Here is a 17614-nt window from a genome sequence, read left to right on the forward strand (position 1 = left end):
ATGACACTTATGAGATCAACGAATAAAGAAATGATGAGTTACAATTTATCCGAGCCAGAGTTTGGCGTTAACTTTCAAGATTTTCTGCAAAAGGAACAGTGTTTGTCAAACATGGAACTAGCGGAAGAATTTGGTCTCTCATTAAAAAGCATAAAAATCATGAAACAAAAAATGAAGCGCTAAGGCTTGACAAAAAAATCGCCGACTCGTATTATAGAAAACAATTCAGTAAATCGATACGAAGCTCCGATGAGGAAGAAAAGTAAAAAAACACCGGGTTGATCAGAGAGGAAATGCCGCTAGGCTGAGAGCATTTCTCGATACCGCTTTTTTGAAAGACACTTCCAAGGATCGTTTCCGAACAGTTAGCTCAGTAGGGAACGACGTAAACAGGCGTTAACTGTTTAAGCGGAAGGACTTAGTTCTTCCATTAGGGTGGCACCGCGGGTAACTCTCGTCCCTGAATTTCGATTCAGGGATGGGAGTTTTTTTGTACGCAAAAAAAGAATATGAACTTAATCTAACGTGACTGTAGGCTTCTCGGTAGTGATTAAAGGAGGAAATATAGAGATGAGTTTTCAAATCCCTAGAGGTACACAGGATATTGTCCCTGGTACATCTGAGTTATGGCAATACGTTGAAGATAAAGCGAGAGACATTTGCCGTAGATATAATTATCATGAACTTCGCACACCAATTTTTGAACATACAGAGTTGTTTCAGCGTGGGGTAGGAGACACAACTGATATCGTACAAAAGGAAATGTATACTTTTGAAGATCGTGGGAATCGAAGTCTGACACTCCGCCCTGAAGGAACCGCATCAGCGGTTCGGGCGTATGTAAACAATAAAATGTACGGTTTACCTGAACAGCCGGTTAAACTTTATTACATTGGTCCGATGTTCCGTTATGAACGTCCACAGTCAGGAAGAATGAGGCAGTTTGTGCAATTTGGTATAGAAGCACTTGGAAGCAACAACCCATCAATTGATGCGGAAGTTATTGCGCTTGCAATGGGATTATATCAAGAGTTGGGACTTAAGAAGCTCAAGCTTTACTTAAATAGTCTTGGGGATAGAGAAAGTCGCGAAGCTCATCGTAAAGCTTTAATCAATCATTTTGAACCTCGCATCGACGAATTTTGCAGTGACTGCCAGAATCGTCTGGAGAAAAATCCGCTTCGCATTCTTGATTGTAAAAAAGACCGTGATCACGAATTAATGGGCACAGCTCCTTCCATTATTGATTATTTGAATGAGGAATCAGCTCAGTATTTTGCGAAAGTGAAAGAAGCGCTCGATCATATGAACATCGATTACGTATTGGATGATCGTTTAGTACGCGGACTTGATTATTATAATCACACAGCATTTGAAATCATGAGTGACGCTGACGGCTTTGGTGCGATTACAACACTTAGCGGTGGTGGTCGCTATAATGGTCTAGTAGAAGAAATGGGTGGCCCTTCAACACCTGGCATCGGTTTTGCGATGAGTATTGAACGATTGTTAATGGCTCTTGAAGCGGAAGGTGTCGAACTCCCGATTGAAAAAACGATCGATTGCTATGTTGTGACTATGGGCGATGAAGCAGAGACGGTTTCCAATGGCCTCGTTCAGGAACTCAGAAAAGCTGAGATTTCAACAGAACGTGATTATCTCAATAAGAAAATGAAAAGCCAGTTTAAGACGGCAAATCGTCTTCAAGCTAAGTACGTCGCCATTCTTGGTGATGAAGAAATCGCACGAAATGAAATTAATGTAAAAGATATGGACACTGGTGAACAGCAAGCAGTTAGTCTTACTGACATAGCGACGTATCTTATAGAGAAATTAAAGGAGGAAGATGGAGAATGATCGGAAGAAGCCATTCATGCGGAGAATTACGTGAAAGTGAAGTAGGGGAAAAAGTAGAACTAAAAGGGTGGGTGCAAAAACGACGTGACCTCGGTGGCTTAATCTTTATCGATTTTAGAGACCGTTCTGGTATCGTACAGGTTGTTTTTAACCCGGATCTCTCAAAAGAAGCACTTGAGCTTGCCGAAAAAGTGAGAAGTGAATACGTTCTAGGAATTACAGGAACGGTAATAGAACGTGCGAAAGGAACCGTGAATCCGAATATTCCAACTGGAGCAATTGAAGTGCATGCAGATTCACTAGAAATTCTTAATGCTGCTAAAAACCCGCCGATTAGCATTGCAAATGATGTAGAGGTTGGTGAAGATATTCGACTGAAATATCGTTACCTTGATCTTAGGCGTCCAGTGATGCAGGAGACGTTTAAACTTCGCCATCGCGCAACGAAGGTGATTCGCGATTTTCTTGATCATAACGAATTTCTAGAAATTGAAACACCGATGCTGACGAAAAGCACGCCAGAGGGCGCGCGCGATTATCTTGTACCAAGTCGAGTGCATGAGGGTGAATTTTACGCGCTCCCACAGTCGCCGCAGCTTTTCAAACAGCTGTTGATGGTTTCTGGTTTTGAACGGTACTATCAGATCGTCCGGTGTTTCCGTGATGAAGACCTTCGGGCTGATCGTCAGCCAGAATTTACACAGGTGGATATTGAAACCTCCTTCCTTCCGAAAGAAGACCTGATTTCAATGATGGAAGAAATGATGACAGCTGTTTTAAAAGAAACAAGGGGTGTAGAAATTGAAGCGCCTTTCCAGCGTATGCCATATGCCGAAGCGATGAGTCGCTATGGATCTGATAAGCCTGATACGCGCTTTGAAATGGAATTTGTTGATGTATCTGAGCTTGTAAAAGACTCTGACTTCAAAGTGTTTTCAGGAGCTGTTTCATCAGGCGGAGCAGTTAAAGGGATTAATGCCAAGGGAGCAGCAAGTCGTTACTCTCGTAAAGACATTGATGCATTAACTGAATATGTGAAGACGTACAAAGCAAAAGGACTCGCGTGGCTGAAAGTCGAAGAAGATGGTTTGAAAGGGCCTATTTCTAAGTTCTTTGATGAAACGCTTGCTGCTGAGCTGAAGGATGTATTTGACGCTGAAGCGGGAGATCTTCTCCTGTTTGTAGCTGACAGCAAGTCTGTTGTAGCTGACAGCCTAGGTTCCCTCCGTATGAAGCTTGGAAAAGAGCTTGATCTGATCGATCACTCGAAATTCAACTTCCTCTGGGTAATGGACTTCCCGTTAATGAGCTATGATGAAGAAGCGGATCGTTATTTCGCAGAGCACCATCCATTTACAATGCCATTAAAAGAAGACCTTCACCTTCTTGAGGACGAGCCAGGTAAAGTCCGTGCTGATGCGTATGATCTTGTGTTGAATGGATATGAGCTAGGTGGCGGTTCTCAGCGAATCTTCCAGCGCGACATTCAAGAGAAAATGTTTAAAGCTTTAGGATTTACAAAAGAAGAAGCTGAAAAAGAATTTGGTTTCCTTCTTGAAGCTTTCGAATATGGTACACCACCCCATGGAGGAATTGCATTTGGGCTCGATCGTCTTATCATGCTGCTCGCAGGAAGAACGAATTTACGAGACACTATTGCGTTTCCTAAAACAGCGAGTGCAAGCTGTCTGTTAACAGAGGCACCTTCTCCTGTCAGTGAAGAACAGCTTAAGGAGCTGAATCTTGAGCTTGCTAAAAAGCCTGTCGCTGCTGAAAAAAAGTAGAAATAGCGCTCTAAATCGATTTTAAAATAATTAAAAGGACCTAAAACGAGATGATTGAAATCATTTTGTAGGTCTGCTATAATTCAATTACAAGTTAACGAAGAGTCCTGAAGTGTTCGTTTACTTCCATAATAATTTGAGCCAACACTTTTACAACGGGAGCCTGATTCTTTCCGTTCAGAGTACATGCCTCGGTAGCTGAGGACGTACGAAGAATGGAATAGGGCACCCACCTGCCAATGCAGGTTCAACGATTATGGAAAGGACGGCACAGTTGGGGCTCTTCTATTTGATTAAAATGAACAAAGCATCAGTTCGATCGAACTGATGCTTTTTTTTGCGGTTTAAGCTCGTCTCCGCTTTTTATGAGATACAGCTACAGTGGTCAAATCCTTCGGTCGTTTCACCCATTCGATTGAGACACAAAACGTCTCATTTTCACGGGCTCCAACGCCCAACGGATTTAAACCGGCCACTTTCGCTTTTCGTGTCTAGCTACGACTCGCAGAAACTTCGATATTTCACTCTTTCACAGGAACACAAAGAACGTGTTCCTATTCTAGAGTTCCAATATCTCCGTTTCTAAACGCTCGTCTTCGCTTTTCGGTATTACCTAGCCAATTTTTCTAGATTTCCATTCTTATCCATTTTGAAGGTTGGGACGTTTTGTTCTTCGTTGTCGTTTAGGACGACCATTCTACGGGCTCGGTCCATGATTTGTATGAGAGATTGGTAATCCTCTTTCATGACTTGTTGTTCGTTCTCGAGGGTTTTTATTTTCTGATGGAGAAGGGTGTTTTGTTCTGTTAGGTGTTGATTCTCCAATTCTAGTTTCTCGAGATTTGATTTTAGTCTACTTGTTGAAGAGGCGGATTGTTCTAGAGTTGATAAGTATGAGATCACGTCTTTTATTGTCATTGGCTTCTGGTTGATTGGCTGCTCTTGTTGATAAGTATGTGTTATGGCCGCGGGTTGAGTGATTGTTTTATCAGTTTGAGAAATGTTTGTTCTGTTTTCTTTTTGTACATATTCTGGCTGTCTGCGTTCGGCTCGTTTCATTTCTTTTCGTTGTTTTTTAGCTAGCTTTAAAGCTTGCTCGTATCGGTCACGTACGATCGCATTCCAGCGGAAACCAACGGCAGCTGACGTGCGGCTGAGTCGATCACCCACTTCGTCAAAAGCTTTCAATTGTGTACTTCCTTCTCTAACGTGCCTGAGCACAGTTTCAGCAAGAAGTAGATCATCTTCGTGTGACCATGCATCCTGTCTAACTTTCATATAAATTCAGCTCCTTTATCCTGTTAACTTCATAGCTTTTTTGAAAGTAATAATAGCTTTGCCAGTATGAAAGAATTTATACAGAACTCTTGTAAAAGGAGGTAGATTGGGAGAGTTAGTAAACAAAAAGCAGTGCATCTGCACTGCTTTTAGCTTTTCTTATGATCTGTTTTGATTCGATCAGCAAAGTAATCAAGCCGTTTCTGAACAGTCCGTTCATGTCCTCGGTCAGTAGGTTTATAGAACGTTTTTCTGACCATATGATCCGGTAGGTACTGTTGAGGAACATAGCCTCCAGGGTAATCGTGCGGGAATTTATAGCCTATTCCGTGCCCCAGTTCGGAAGCACCTTTATAATGAGAATCCCTCAAATGAATAGGTACGGTTCCGCTTTTTTCTTTTTTAACGGCTTCAAGAGCAGTGTCAATGCCTTTAATCACAGCGTTGCTTTTTGGTGCTGTGGCAAGATAGAGCGCCGCTTCTGCGAGAGGGATGCGCGCTTCAGGCATTCCAATAAATTCGACTGCATAGCTTGCTGCATGCGCCACCAGAAGGGCATTTGGATCAGCTAGACCAATATCTTCAGCCGCATGAACATATAATCTTCTTGCGATAAAGCGGGGATCTTCGCCTGCATAAATCATCTTTGCAAGCCAGTAAAGAGTAGCGTCGGCATCTGATCCTCGTATACTTTTAATAAAAGCTGAAACGGTATCATAATGATTGTCGCTATCTTTATCATATTGTAGAACGCGTTGCTGAATCGATTCTTCTGTGATGGCAAGCGTAATAATAAGCTTGCCATCCTTATCAGGAGTTGTTGTTAATACAGCAAGTTCAAGTGCGTTTAGGGCAGTTCGGGCGTCGCCATTTGAAACGTCGATCAGGTGATCAATTGCAGGGTCAAGAAGTTCAATATCATATCTACCAAATCCACGTTCTTCATCATGTATGGCCTGTTCAATTATCTCTTTAATGGTCGCCTCAGTAAGGTGTTCAAATCGGAATAACCTTGAACGAGAAAGCAGAGCCGGATTGATTTCAAACATAGGGCTTTCGGTTGTAGCCCCAATCAATACGATGGTTCCATCTTCCACGAAGGGCAGGAGGGCATCCTGCTGTGACTTATTAAATCGATGGATTTCATCGATAAAAAGCACCGTTTTCCTTTCGTCAAGCTTCAATCGATCTTTCGCTTCTGATGTTAAACGTCTAATATCAGCAACACCTGAAGTAACAGCATTCAACTGCTCGAAATGAGCGGAAGTTGTGTTAGCTATGATTCGTGCGAGTGTTGTTTTCCCAGTGCCTGGAGGTCCAAAAAAAATCATCGGTGTTAGCTGGTCTGCCGCAATGGCTCTTCTTAAAAGCTTTCCTTCACCAATTATATGGTCCTGGCCGATAAATTCTTCAATGGATCTTGGACGCATCCTGCTTGCAAGTGGTCCTGAGGAAGTTGTGTTATTTTTAGAAGAATAATCAAATAAATCCATAAAACACCCGTCCTTTCATAGATAGTTGAAACATACTATATGGCTTTTTGAAATGCAAGAAAAAGCCGTTCATGCTATAATAGCGAAGGTTTACTAACAGAATGATTCGTGGATTAGGAGTTAATAATCAGTTAAGAGGGATAAAATGAAACCAGGTATCAAAAGCAACTCTACATTTTGGCTAAACTGGTTGATTTTCACAGTTGGGCTACTCGTTATGGCCTTCGGAATTGCGCTCATGATTCGAGCGGAAGTGGGGAGCGCACCGTGGGATGTGTTTCATATAGGACTTTATCAGCAGTTTGGATTAACCATCGGTACCTGGTCAATCATTATTGGTTTATTCATTATTGGCGCAACGTCAATTATGGAGCGTGCATGGCCAAAACCTGGTGCTTTTCTCAATATGCTCCTGGTCGGATTGTTTATTGATATTTATCTATGGCTTCCGATTATGACTACCCCAGATCATCTAATAGGGAAAGTAGTCATGCTCGTTATAGGAATTCTTACTATGGGGTATGGCATTGGATTGTACATTGCGGCAGACAGAGGCGCTGGTCCAAGAGATAGCCTTATGCTTGTGCTCACAGAGCGAACAGGTTTAAAAGTACAGCACATCAGATTATCAATGGAAATTGTTGTGCTTACTCTTGGCTGGATTTTAAAAGGACCGGTTAATGTCGGAACGTTGCTGTTTTGTTTAACGATCGGTCCCATTGTGGGCTATTCCTTGCCTCAATGCAAAAACCTTGTGGCTCGATTGATAGAAAGAGGTGGAAGTAATGAAGATATCGACAAAAGGAAGATACGGATTAACAATTATGATGGAATTAGCAAAAAAGCACGGTGATGGCCCGATTTCGCTTAAATCTATTGCACGAAGCAAAGACTTATCTGAGCACTATCTTGAACAGCTCGTCGCACCACTTAGAAACGCGGGTTTAGTCAAAAGCGTTCGCGGGGCGTACGGAGGGTATATTCTAGCTCAGGAGGCAAATACGATTACAGCAGGGGATATTATTCGTGTCCTTGAAGGTCCTATTAGCCCTGTTGAAGTAATGGATGATGAAGAACCAGCAAAGAGAGATCTCTGGCTCAAAATTAGAGATGCCGTTAAAGATGTACTGGACTCGACTACTCTTGAGGACCTTGCAAACTATGAAGGTGAAGGCGAGCAGGATAGCTATATGTTCTATATTTAATGAAAATGGCTTTTGCTAGTATTGAAGAGGTGAAGAATAATGAACTCAATATATATGGATCACGCTGCGACCTCACCGGTTCATCCCGATGTGATTGAAGCCATGGTAGCTTCGTTACAGAATGATTATGGAAACCCTTCGAGCATTCATCAGTTCGGTCGCAAAACCAGACATGCGCTTGATGAAGCAAGAAGTAATATCGCTAAAAGCATTCAGGCTCATTCGAATGAAATAATTTTCACAAGTGGAGGAACTGAAGCTGATAACCTTGCTATTATTGGTGCTGCTAAAGCAAATCAGGCAAAAGGAAATCACATTATTACAAGCTCAATTGAGCATCACGCTGCACTTCATGCCTGCAAAGGTCTTGAAGGTGAAGGGTTTGACGTGACATATTTGCCTGTTAATATCAATGGTAGAATCTCTATCGAGGATCTAAAAAGCGCTATCCGTCCAGAAACGGTATTAATAACAGTTATGTACGGCAACAATGAAGTAGGAACATTGCAACCTGTGTATGAAATCGCTCAGCTTGCAAAGGAACAGAAGATTCTCTTTCACACGGATGCTGTTCAAGCTTACGGATTAATTGAACTTGACGTAACCGAACTCGGTGTCGATATGCTGTCTGTATCTGCTCACAAAATAAATGGCCCTAAAGGTGTCGGTTTCTTATATGTGAAAGATGGGACGAAGGTTGCGCCTTATTCATACGGCGGGGATCAAGAACGAAAGCGACGAGCGGGAACTGAGAATGTGGCAGGTATTGTAGGAATGGAAAAAGCAGTGAAATTAATGCAAGCAGATCGAGAAGAGAAAGTAGCACTCTATCGTCAAATGAAAGAAACAATGCTGGCTCTTTTTGATAAAGAAGCGATCGCATATTCTGTGAACGGTGATGGGGATCATTGTCTTCCACATGTCCTTAATATCAGCTTTCCTGATGCTAAAGTGGAACCAATGCTAATGAACCTCGATCTTGCAGGGATAGCTGTCTCGAGCGGCTCCGCTTGTACAGCGGGATCACATGAACCTTCACACGTCTTAACGGCAATGTTTGGAGATAACGAGCGTACGCAAACGGCGATTCGATTTAGTTTTGGATTTGGCAATACGATTGAAGATGCAGCTCGTACAGCACAAGAAGTCGTTAAAATTGTCAATCGGTTAAAGAAGTTATAAAATAGTCAGGACACATTTTGTGTTAATGAAGAGGAGGTGCAACCATGACAGAACGAAACAATGCAGACACACGAGTCGTGGTTGGAATGTCCGGAGGCGTCGACTCATCAGTTGCTGCCCTTTTGTTGAAAGAACAGGGCTATGATGTGATCGGCATTTTTATGAAAAACTGGGACGACACCGACGAGAACGGGGTATGCACAGCGACTGAAGATTACAATGATGTCATTCGTGTATGCAACCAGATCGGCATTCCGTACTACGCAGTCAACTTCGAAAAGCAATACTGGGATAAAGTGTTTACTTATTTCCTAGATGAATATAAAGGTGGACGTACACCGAATCCAGATGTGATGTGTAACAAAGAAATCAAGTTTAAAGCATTTCTTGATCATGCGCTGACACTTGGGGCCGACTATCTTGCAACGGGTCACTATGCGCAGGTAGTGGAACGGGATGGAGAAATCAAAATGCTAAGAGGCGTCGATGATAACAAAGATCAGACGTACTTTTTAAATCAGCTTACACAGGATCAACTTTCTAAAGTGATGTTCCCACTTGGAGGCATTGAAAAGAAGAAAGTTCGTGAGATTGCTGAGAAAGCAGGACTCGCTACTGCTAAGAAAAAAGATAGCACAGGCATTTGCTTCATTGGCGAACGAAATTTCAAAGAATTTCTTGGGCAATATCTTCCTGCTCAACCCGGTAAGATGATGACGCTTGGCGGCGAATTGAAAGGTAACCATGATGGATTGATGTACTACACAATTGGACAGCGTCATGGCCTGGGCATTGGGGGCGATGGTGAACCATGGTTTGTGGTTGGTAAAAACCTTGAAGACAACGTGCTTTACGTTGATCAAGGATTCCATAATGAACTACTATACTCTGATTCACTTGTTGCATTGAATTCCAGCTGGGTTTCAGATCTTCCGATTCAGGATGAGTTTTCATGCACTGCGAAATTCCGCTACCGTCAAAAAGATTCAGGAGTGACAGTGAAGAAGATTGATGAAGATCGCTTACTGGTTACGTTTGATGAACCCGTTCGTGCGATTACACCAGGACAGGCTGTTGTTTTTTATAACGGTGATGTATGTCTTGGTGGTGCTACAATCGATCAAGTATACAAAAATGCAACTGAACTCACATATGTTTAGCATCTGGCCTCATTTCAACGTGAAATGAGGCTGTTTTATACTTAATGCCGTTTAACTATATTAAAGGATGAAAATATAATGTAAACTAAGGCTTTCGTCTTTAAGAACTTGGCGATAAGTCAAGTGTTTTCTAATGATGTGAGGAAACCATTCGCTATGCTACACTAGACAATAGGAATAAGAAATAAGGAGTTTTACAATGAGTAATAAGAATGAACTTGCAATACAAGCAATGAACAATGGTGAATTAGAAAAGGCAGTTACACTTCTTTATGAAGCAATTGAAGAGAATCCTGAAGATCCCATTGCATATACGAATGTAGGTAATTTACTTGCACAGGCAGGGGAGGTTAAGCAAGCTATTGCGTATTTCGAAAAAGCAATTGAGCTTGATGAGACTCAAGCGACGGCTTATTTCGGTGCAGGTAATGCTTTCTTCGAGCTTGAACAGTACAAAGATGCAGCTGAGATGTATCAAAACGCGATTCAAAAAGGTCTTGATCAAAGCGATGTTCACTTCATGATTGGGCAATGCTTCGTAATGCAGGATGCAATGCGGTTAGCACTCCCGTTCTTCCAGCGTGCGGTTGAACTTAACGAAGAAGATACTGAAGCCCGTTTTCAATATGCCCTCTGTCTTGCAAAAGAAGGTGCAGTCGAAGTAGCCCTTCCTCATTTTGAGAAAGTAGTGGAAGAAGATCCTGATCATGCCGATGCCTGGTTTAATCTCGGTGTTAGCTATGCTTATCAGGAGGATATAACAAAAGCAATAAGTTGCTTTGACCGTGCACTTGCTATTCAACCAGATCATCTCCTCGCAGGCAACGGCAAGAAGCAAATGGAACAAGCGATGAACAATAACGATTAAAATTTATGTTATTGGAGAGAAGATCTTATGGTTGAGCCGCAAAAAGGATATATCAAAGGAAGACCGATTCAAATGATTTTCTTCAACGAAGATAGTTTGTATGGGGTGGCCAGGCTTCGTATCGCAAAGACGAATGAAGCATATGATGAGCGTGAAGTCGTCGTTAATGGAATGATTCCTCGGCTACTTGAAGACGAGACATATATTTTCTACGGTCGTTTTACCGACCATCCTCGCTATGGAAAACAGTATGCGGTTGAATCGTTTGAAAGGCAATTGCCTGAATCCAAGCCAGGGCTCATTCAATATTTATCAAGCGATTTATTTCATGGGATCGGGGAGAAAACGGCAGAAGCAATCGTTGATAAGCTTGGTGAACGTGCTATAGCTAAAATCATGCGCGATCCATCTGTTCTTAGTCAAGTACCAAAGCTTTCAGAAGAAAAGGCAAAGGGTTTGTACGATTCCCTTATGGAGCACCAGGGACTTGATCAAATCATGATTCGCCTCACAGAACTTGGGTTTGGTCCTAAGCTATCAATGAAAATCTTTAAAGCTTATAAACAGGAGACGCTTGAGATTGTTGAATCAAATCCATATCAGCTTATTCAAGATGTAGAAGGAATAGGTTTCAGACGCGCTGATGTCCTTGGAAGTTCCATTGGTATAGAGGGGAAGCATCCTGATCGCATTAGAGCTGCATGCTTGCATACCCTAAATGAGCAAACGCTTCAGGAGGGGCATGTGTATCTTGAATACGATGCGCTTGTTCAATCTGTCAATGAACTGCTTGGTGAACAAATGGATGAAGCTGATATTTCTCGTGAGCTTATCTCCCTTTATGAAGATGATAAATTGATTCTTGATCGAGAACGGATCTATCTTCACTCGCTTTATTATGCTGAAAAAGGTCTTGTGACAGGGCTCAATAAAGTTATGGGACAAACGGAATATACTGATTCTTTTCCGGAATCTGAATTCTATCGAGCGCTCGGCGAGCTTGAAGAACGGCTTGGTATTCAATATGCGCCGTCTCAGCGTAAAGCGATACAAAAAGCGATTTCTTCCCCCTTTCTGATCCTAACAGGTGGACCGGGTACAGGGAAAACGACAGTGATTAAAGGAATCGTAGAATTGTATGCCGAGTTGAATGGTCTATCGCTTGATCCGAAAGATTACTCGAAAGACAATCCTTTTCCGGTCCTTCTTGTTGCGCCGACTGGAAGGGCTGCAAAGCGAATGAGTGAAGCAACAGGACTGCCTGCTTTCACGATACATAGGCTACTCGGATGGAAAGGTGAGGCAGGGTTTGAACATGATGAAAATAATCCGATTGAAGGACGACTGCTTATTGTAGACGAAGTCTCAATGGTGGACGTATGGCTTGCCAATCAATTGTTCAAATCCTTACCTGAACAAATTCAGGTGATCGTTGTTGGTGACGAAGATCAGCTTCCTTCAGTCGGCCCAGGGCAGGTGCTGAAAGATATGATTGATTCCGCCGCTGTTCCAGTAAGTAAGCTGACTGATATTTATCGACAGGCTGAAGGGTCTTCCATTATTGATCTCGCTCACTCGATTAAAGATGGAAACCTGCCTGAAGCGTTTCGAAAACCTACACCTGATCGAAGGTTCTTTCCCTGTTCGCAGCAGCAAATTGTCGAGGTTGTGTCCCAGGTATGTGATAATGCTTTGAAAAAAGGCTATTCACCTAGAGATATCCAGGTCCTTGCACCGATGTACAGAGGTTCGGCGGGGGTCGATCGTTTGAATCAGGAGCTTCAAAAACTTTTTAACCCACACTCAGATCAGAGAAGAGAGCTTTCTCATGGTGATCTAGTCTATCGTGTTGGCGATAAAATCCTTCAACTCGTAAATAATCCTGAGGAAAACGTGTATAACGGAGACATGGGAGAAGTGGTAGCAATTTTCTTTGCAAAAGAAAATGTAGAAAAACAGGATCAGCTCGTTGTGTCGTTTGATGGGCAGGAAGTAGTGTATAATCGACCTGATTTCAATCAATTAACTCATGCCTACTGCTGCTCCATTCACAAGTCACAGGGAAGCGAGTTTCCGATTGTTGTTCTTCCGATTATAAGAGGGTACTATCGAATGCTACGTAAGAACCTTCTCTATACGGCAGTTACACGCAGTAAAGACTTCTTAATTCTATGTGGAGAAGAAGATGCGATTAAGCATGCGATTCAGACAGAAGACGATCAGGTTAGGAACACCCGCCTAACTAAAAAATTGCAAGAAATGATTGGTAATAATTCTGCAATTGAAGAACTGACTTAGAAGCTAGAGATTACTCTGGCTTTTTTTATTTCCAGGATAACTCTCTATCTTCATGTTGTTCTCAGTATAGAAAATGTTTAATTTGGACAGGATTGTGTATATCGTCTTAAATAGCTGACTTAGGAGGCATATGAGGATGCGATGTCCAAATTGTAAAAGTAAAAACATAGGTAAAATCGGAGCCAATCAGTTCTACTGTTGGAACTGCTTCGTCGAGATGTCGATTGTGAAAGGGATGCTTTCTCTTCACCAGGTGGAAGAAGACGGTTCTCTAACATCACTTGACGATTTATTCGAAGAGTATGATATGCGAGCGGAGTTGTAGGCACCCCTGTTGCGGGAGGGAACGGCAGTGAAAAGAGAATGGAATCTTAATTGGCTTATTTATTTAACTACCCTTCTACTTGTTTTTCTGTGCATCTATTTGCTTTTAAAGCTTTCACCGATTTGGAAGCCGGTAATTGATGTAATCACTGTTCTTACAGTTCCTTTTCTGATTGCCTCACTCATCACTTATTTACTCCACCCGATCGTTGAAAAGATTCATAAAGAAGGCCTTCCACGGTCAATCGCTGTTCTCTTAATCTATTTTCTGTTTTTCGGTGGAACCGGTTATGCGATTTTCAAAGGTGTACCGCACATCGTAAAGCAGTCTCAAGAGCTAATGGAGAACGTGCCGATGTTTATGGATCTGTATCGTGATACCGTTCATCAAGCGTATGATTACACGTCCAATTTACCGCCTGCACTTCAGGGGAAGATTGACCAGGTGTTTCAAGATGTTGAAAGAGCAGTAAATAACACACTAACCTTAGCAGTGGAGCTGGCGAAAAAACTTTTAAGCTCATTTTTTATTATCATGATTATCCCGTTCATCGTTTTCTATCTTCTTAAAGATTTTGAAACACTGAAGAAAACGGCATGGAAAATAACACCTTCTAAGTGGCGTAAACCAGGAAAAGATCTTCTGGTAAGGATTGATGAATCACTTGGCAATTACATTAGAGGCCAATTGTTTGTCATTACCGTACTGGGCGTTCTTGCCGCCCTTGGCTTTTGGCTTATTAAGCTGCCGTACGGTATTTTACTTGGTGTTATCATTGGCGTCACTGATATCATTCCTTATTTCGGGCCATTCCTTGGTGCTGCCCCTGCACTATTAATTGCCAGTACTGTTTCCTTTAAGATGGTTATTATTACACTAGTTGTGATCATCGTACTGCAGTTCATAGAAAGCAATATTCTATCACCATATATTGTGGGTAGAAGTCTACATATTCACCCGGTTATTATTATTTTCGGACTTCTCGCTGGTGGTGAAATAGCTGGAGTGATTGGCCTTATTCTTGCGGTGCCTGTGCTTGCAATACTAAAAGCCCTTGTTCTTTACCGCAATGAGCATGATACAAACGATTGACAAACGAATGATGCTCTGACTATAATAATCGCAGAGATTAAGAATTGAACACATTGACGGATCGAGTATGTTGAATCTTTTCCTATGAGTACGAATGTATTCATCAGAGAGAAGCTCCACTGGCTGGAAGAGCTTTAGGAACAAGTACAGCAGAACGCTAATCCTGAGTGCGGATTAATCCCCGCCGTTTCGACCTCGTTACGGTCGCTAGAGGTGATAGGCGTCGTTTGCCTATAACCAGGGTGGTACCGCGTGAGCATATATAAAACTCTCGTCCCTGATATATTCAGGGATGGGAGTTTTTTTGTATGGAAAAATACACCCCACCTATTGAAAGGACCAATCATAAACCATTTTTAGAGGAGGATGTTTATTTTGAAAAACCTAACTTCAGCTGATGTAAGGCAGATGTTTATCGATTTCTTTAAAGAAAAGCATCATTCGGTTGAACCGAGTGCATCACTTGTGCCGCATGAGGACCCAACACTGCTCTGGATCAACAGTGGTGTCGCAACGCTAAAGAAATACTTCGATGGTCGCGTCACTCCTGATAACCCGAGAATTGTTAACGCGCAAAAATCGATTCGAACAAATGACATTGAAAATGTCGGGAAAACGGCACGACACCACACGTTCTTCGAAATGCTTGGTAATTTTTCAATTGGAGATTATTTTAAAGAAGAGGCTATTGAATGGGGATGGGAATTTCTCACAAGCACAGATTGGATCGGATTTGAAGCAGATAAGCTATCAGTAACGATCCATCCAGAAGATGAGGAAGCCTATACAATCTGGAAAGAAAAAATTGGTCTTCCTGAAGAACGAATCATTCGTCTGGAAGGGAACTTCTGGGACATAGGTGAAGGGCCAAGTGGACCGAATACAGAAATTTTCTACGACCGAGGCGAAGAATACGGTTTAGAGGACCCTGAAGAAGAGCTATATCCTGGCGGTGAAAACGAGCGATATCTTGAAATTTGGAACCTTGTTTTTTCACAGTTTAATCATAATCCGGATGGGACTTACACACCGCTTCCAAAGAAAAACATTGATACAGGAATGGGTCTTGAGCGCATGGTTTCTGTTATTCAGGATGCAAAAACAAACTATGACACAGATCTTTTCATGCCAACCATTCGAGAAACTGAACGAATGGCTACGGAAAAATATGGCGACTCTAGAGAAGGAGACACAGCATTTAAAGTTGTAGCGGACCATATTCGAACAGTAACCTTTGCTATTGGTGACGGAGCACTTCCGTCAAATGAAGGAAGAGGGTATGTTCTAAGAAGACTTCTCCGCCGTGCCGTTCGATTTGCAAAGCAAATTGGAATTAACCGTCCATTCATGTACGAACTCGTTCCTGTGGTTGGGGATATCATGGTTGAATTCTATCCAGAAGTGACAGAGAAGAAGGAATTCATCCAGAAAGTGATCAAAAACGAGGAAGATCGCTTCTACGAAACCTTGAATGAAGGACTGGCGATTCTCTCTGAAATTATGAAGAAGGAAAAAGAAGCTGGAAACACAGTGATTTCAGGTAGTGATGTTTTCCGTTTATACGACACTTATGGATTTCCTGTTGAGCTTACTGAGGAATATGCAGAAGAAGAGGGCATGGAAATTGACCGCACTGGATTTGAGCAAGAGATGGATATGCAGCGCAAAAGGGCACGAGAAGCACGGCAGGATATGGGTTCAATGCAAGTCCAGGGTGGTGCACTTGGTGATATTTCGGTTGCAAGTGATTTTGTTGGATATGAAGAGCGTTCGATTGAAACCGAGATCGTTGCAATTGTAAAAGACAAAGAGCTAACAGAAGAAGCCTCTGAAGGCGATGAAATTCAGGTCATTCTTCAACAAACGCCTTTCTATGCAGAAAGTGGCGGACAAGTTGCAGATCCTGGGGTGATTCATGGAGAAGACGTTCAAATTCGAGTAACGGATGTACAGAAAGCGCCAAACGGGCAGCATGTGCATACAGCTATTGTAGAGTCTGGCTCAATCAAAACAGGTGCAAAGGTAACAGCAGAAATTAACCGCACAAGCCGCTCTGCTATAGTGAAAAACCATACCGCTACACACTTGCTTCATCAAGCATTAAAAGATGTACTTGGTGATCATGTTAATCAGGCGGGATCGCTTGTTGGTTCCGAACGTCTACGCTTTGATTTCTCACACTTCGGTCAGATAGCGACTGATGAACTTGAAGAGATTGAAAAGCGGGTGAATGACCAGATCTGGGCTAACATACCGGTTAACACAATGGTTAAGCCTATTGCTGAAGCGAAAGCAATGGGAGCAATGGCTCTGTTTGGTGAGAAGTATGGTGATACTGTACGAGTAGTCCGTGTCGGTGATTATAGCCTAGAGTTATGTGGTGGTACGCATGTGCTAAACACGGCTGAAATCGGTCTTTTCAAGATTGTATCTGAGTCCGGAATCGGAGCAGGCACGCGCCGAATTGAAGCTGTCACAAGTGAGGGAGCATATCAGGTTCTGAATCAACAAGTGTCGATTTTGAAAAACACGGCTGACTTGTTAAAATCAAATGTGAAGGATGTTCCAACACGAACAGAAGCATTGCTTGGTCAGATTCGTGACTTACAGCGACAAAACGATTCGCTAACATCGAAGCTTGCAAATGTAGAAGCAAAGCAAATGTCCAGTGATGTTCAGGAAGTGGATGGCGTGAAAGTTGTTTCAAAACGAATTGACACAGACATGAACAACCTGCGCAGTATCGTAGACGATTTGAAAGCACAGATCGGCAGCGTGATTGTCGTACTCGGAAGCGGCTCTGAAGGAAAAGTCCAGCTTGCAGCAGGAATTACTGATGACCTTGTAAAAGAAGGATATCATGCAGGTAAGTTGATTAAAGAACTTGCTACACGCTGCGGCGGCGGGGGCGGCGGTCGTCCTGATATGGCCCAGGCAGGTGGTAAAAATCCAGAGAAATTAGATGATGCCCTGGCTTACACAACTGAATGGGTGAAATCCATTTCCTAATTCGGTTTCAGTAGTGTACAATAAGAATTACATGACTAGTTACGATTCTAGATGGGGATCGAA

At 42.4% G+C, this 17614-nt stretch carries 14 protein-coding genes, 1 other RNA gene and 1 other annotated feature; of the genes, 13 read left to right on the forward strand and 2 right to left on the reverse strand.

The features are described from left to right. Positions 1–9: 9 nt before the first annotated feature. The 4 genes from ABFG93_RS18325 (at position 10) to ssrS (ending at position 3926) form a co-directional block, all read left to right on the forward strand. A complete protein-coding gene (locus ABFG93_RS18325; protein WP_347549459.1) occupies positions 10–183 on the forward strand; it encodes an RNA polymerase subunit sigma-70 in 174 nt (57 codons plus the stop codon). 57 nt (positions 184–240) lie between these two features. After that, positions 241–465, forward strand: a binding site (T-box leader). Positions 466–570: 105 nt separating this feature from the next. Next, complete coding sequence (hisS, locus tag ABFG93_RS18330) at positions 571–1857, forward strand: histidine--tRNA ligase (protein WP_347549461.1); 1287 nt, start codon at positions 571–573, stop codon at positions 1855–1857. Then, complete coding sequence (aspS, locus tag ABFG93_RS18335) at positions 1854–3641, forward strand: aspartate--tRNA ligase (protein WP_347549463.1); 1788 nt, start codon at positions 1854–1856, stop codon at positions 3639–3641. Before hisS ends, aspS begins: the two co-directional genes overlap by 4 nt. A 101-nt stretch (positions 3642–3742) precedes the next feature. Continuing rightward, a non-coding RNA gene (gene ssrS / locus ABFG93_RS18340) (6S RNA) lies at positions 3743–3926 on the forward strand. A gap of 324 nt (positions 3927–4250) precedes the next feature. On the opposite strand, the gene ABFG93_RS18345 is transcribed toward ssrS, so the two are convergent. Then, a complete protein-coding gene (locus ABFG93_RS18345; protein WP_347549464.1) occupies positions 4251–4919 on the reverse strand; it encodes an RsfA family transcriptional regulator in 669 nt (222 codons plus the stop codon). A gap of 149 nt (positions 4920–5068) precedes the next feature. Beyond that, a complete protein-coding gene (locus tag ABFG93_RS18350; protein WP_347549466.1) occupies positions 5069–6412 on the reverse strand; it encodes an AAA family ATPase in 1344 nt (447 codons plus the stop codon). A 145-nt stretch (positions 6413–6557) separates the two neighbouring features. Between ABFG93_RS18350 and ABFG93_RS18355 the strand changes: the two genes are divergently transcribed. From ABFG93_RS18355 to alaS, 9 genes are all read left to right on the forward strand, one after another. Then, positions 6558–7265 carry a YczE/YyaS/YitT family protein gene (locus ABFG93_RS18355; RefSeq protein ID WP_347549467.1) on the forward strand — a complete coding sequence of 236 codons (708 nt, stop codon included), beginning with the start codon at positions 6558–6560 and terminating at the stop codon, positions 7263–7265. Continuing rightward, positions 7198–7617: a cysteine metabolism transcriptional regulator CymR gene (gene cymR, locus ABFG93_RS18360; protein ID WP_347549468.1), complete on the forward strand. Its 420-nt coding sequence runs from the start codon at positions 7198–7200 to the stop codon at positions 7615–7617. Before ABFG93_RS18355 ends, cymR begins: the two co-directional genes overlap by 68 nt. Before the next feature lie 39 nt (positions 7618–7656). After that, entirely contained in the window at positions 7657–8799 is a 1143-nt protein-coding gene (locus ABFG93_RS18365; protein WP_347549469.1) for a cysteine desulfurase family protein, read from the forward strand. A gap of 44 nt (positions 8800–8843) precedes the next feature. Beyond that, a complete protein-coding gene (gene mnmA / locus ABFG93_RS18370) occupies positions 8844–9959 on the forward strand; it encodes a tRNA 2-thiouridine(34) synthase MnmA (RefSeq protein WP_347549470.1) in 1116 nt (371 codons plus the stop codon). A gap of 199 nt (positions 9960–10158) precedes the next feature. Continuing rightward, positions 10159–10827: a tetratricopeptide repeat protein gene (locus ABFG93_RS18375; RefSeq protein WP_347549471.1), complete on the forward strand. Its 669-nt coding sequence runs from the start codon at positions 10159–10161 to the stop codon at positions 10825–10827. A 27-nt stretch (positions 10828–10854) separates the two neighbouring features. Next, on the forward strand, positions 10855–13125 hold the full coding sequence (recD2, locus tag ABFG93_RS18380; RefSeq protein ID WP_347549472.1) for an SF1B family DNA helicase RecD2: 2271 nt from the start codon (positions 10855–10857) through the stop codon (positions 13123–13125). A 136-nt stretch (positions 13126–13261) separates the two neighbouring features. Then, positions 13262–13450 (forward strand): hypothetical protein, encoded by a 189-nt coding sequence (locus ABFG93_RS18385; protein ID WP_347549473.1) that lies wholly within the window; start codon positions 13262–13264, stop codon positions 13448–13450. 27 nt (positions 13451–13477) lie between these two features. Beyond that, positions 13478–14542, forward strand: coding sequence for an AI-2E family transporter (locus ABFG93_RS18390; RefSeq protein ID WP_347549474.1), 1065 nt, complete (start codon positions 13478–13480; stop codon positions 14540–14542). Positions 14543–14917: 375 nt separating this feature from the next. Next, positions 14918–17551: an alanine--tRNA ligase gene (alaS, locus tag ABFG93_RS18395; RefSeq protein WP_347549475.1), complete on the forward strand. Its 2634-nt coding sequence runs from the start codon at positions 14918–14920 to the stop codon at positions 17549–17551. The last annotated feature ends 63 nt before the right edge of the window (positions 17552–17614 follow it).

It is taken from the genome of Pseudalkalibacillus hwajinpoensis, from assembly GCF_039851965.1.
Taxonomy (GTDB): Bacteria; Bacillota; Bacilli; order Bacillales; family Guptibacillaceae; genus Guptibacillus; species Guptibacillus hwajinpoensis_E.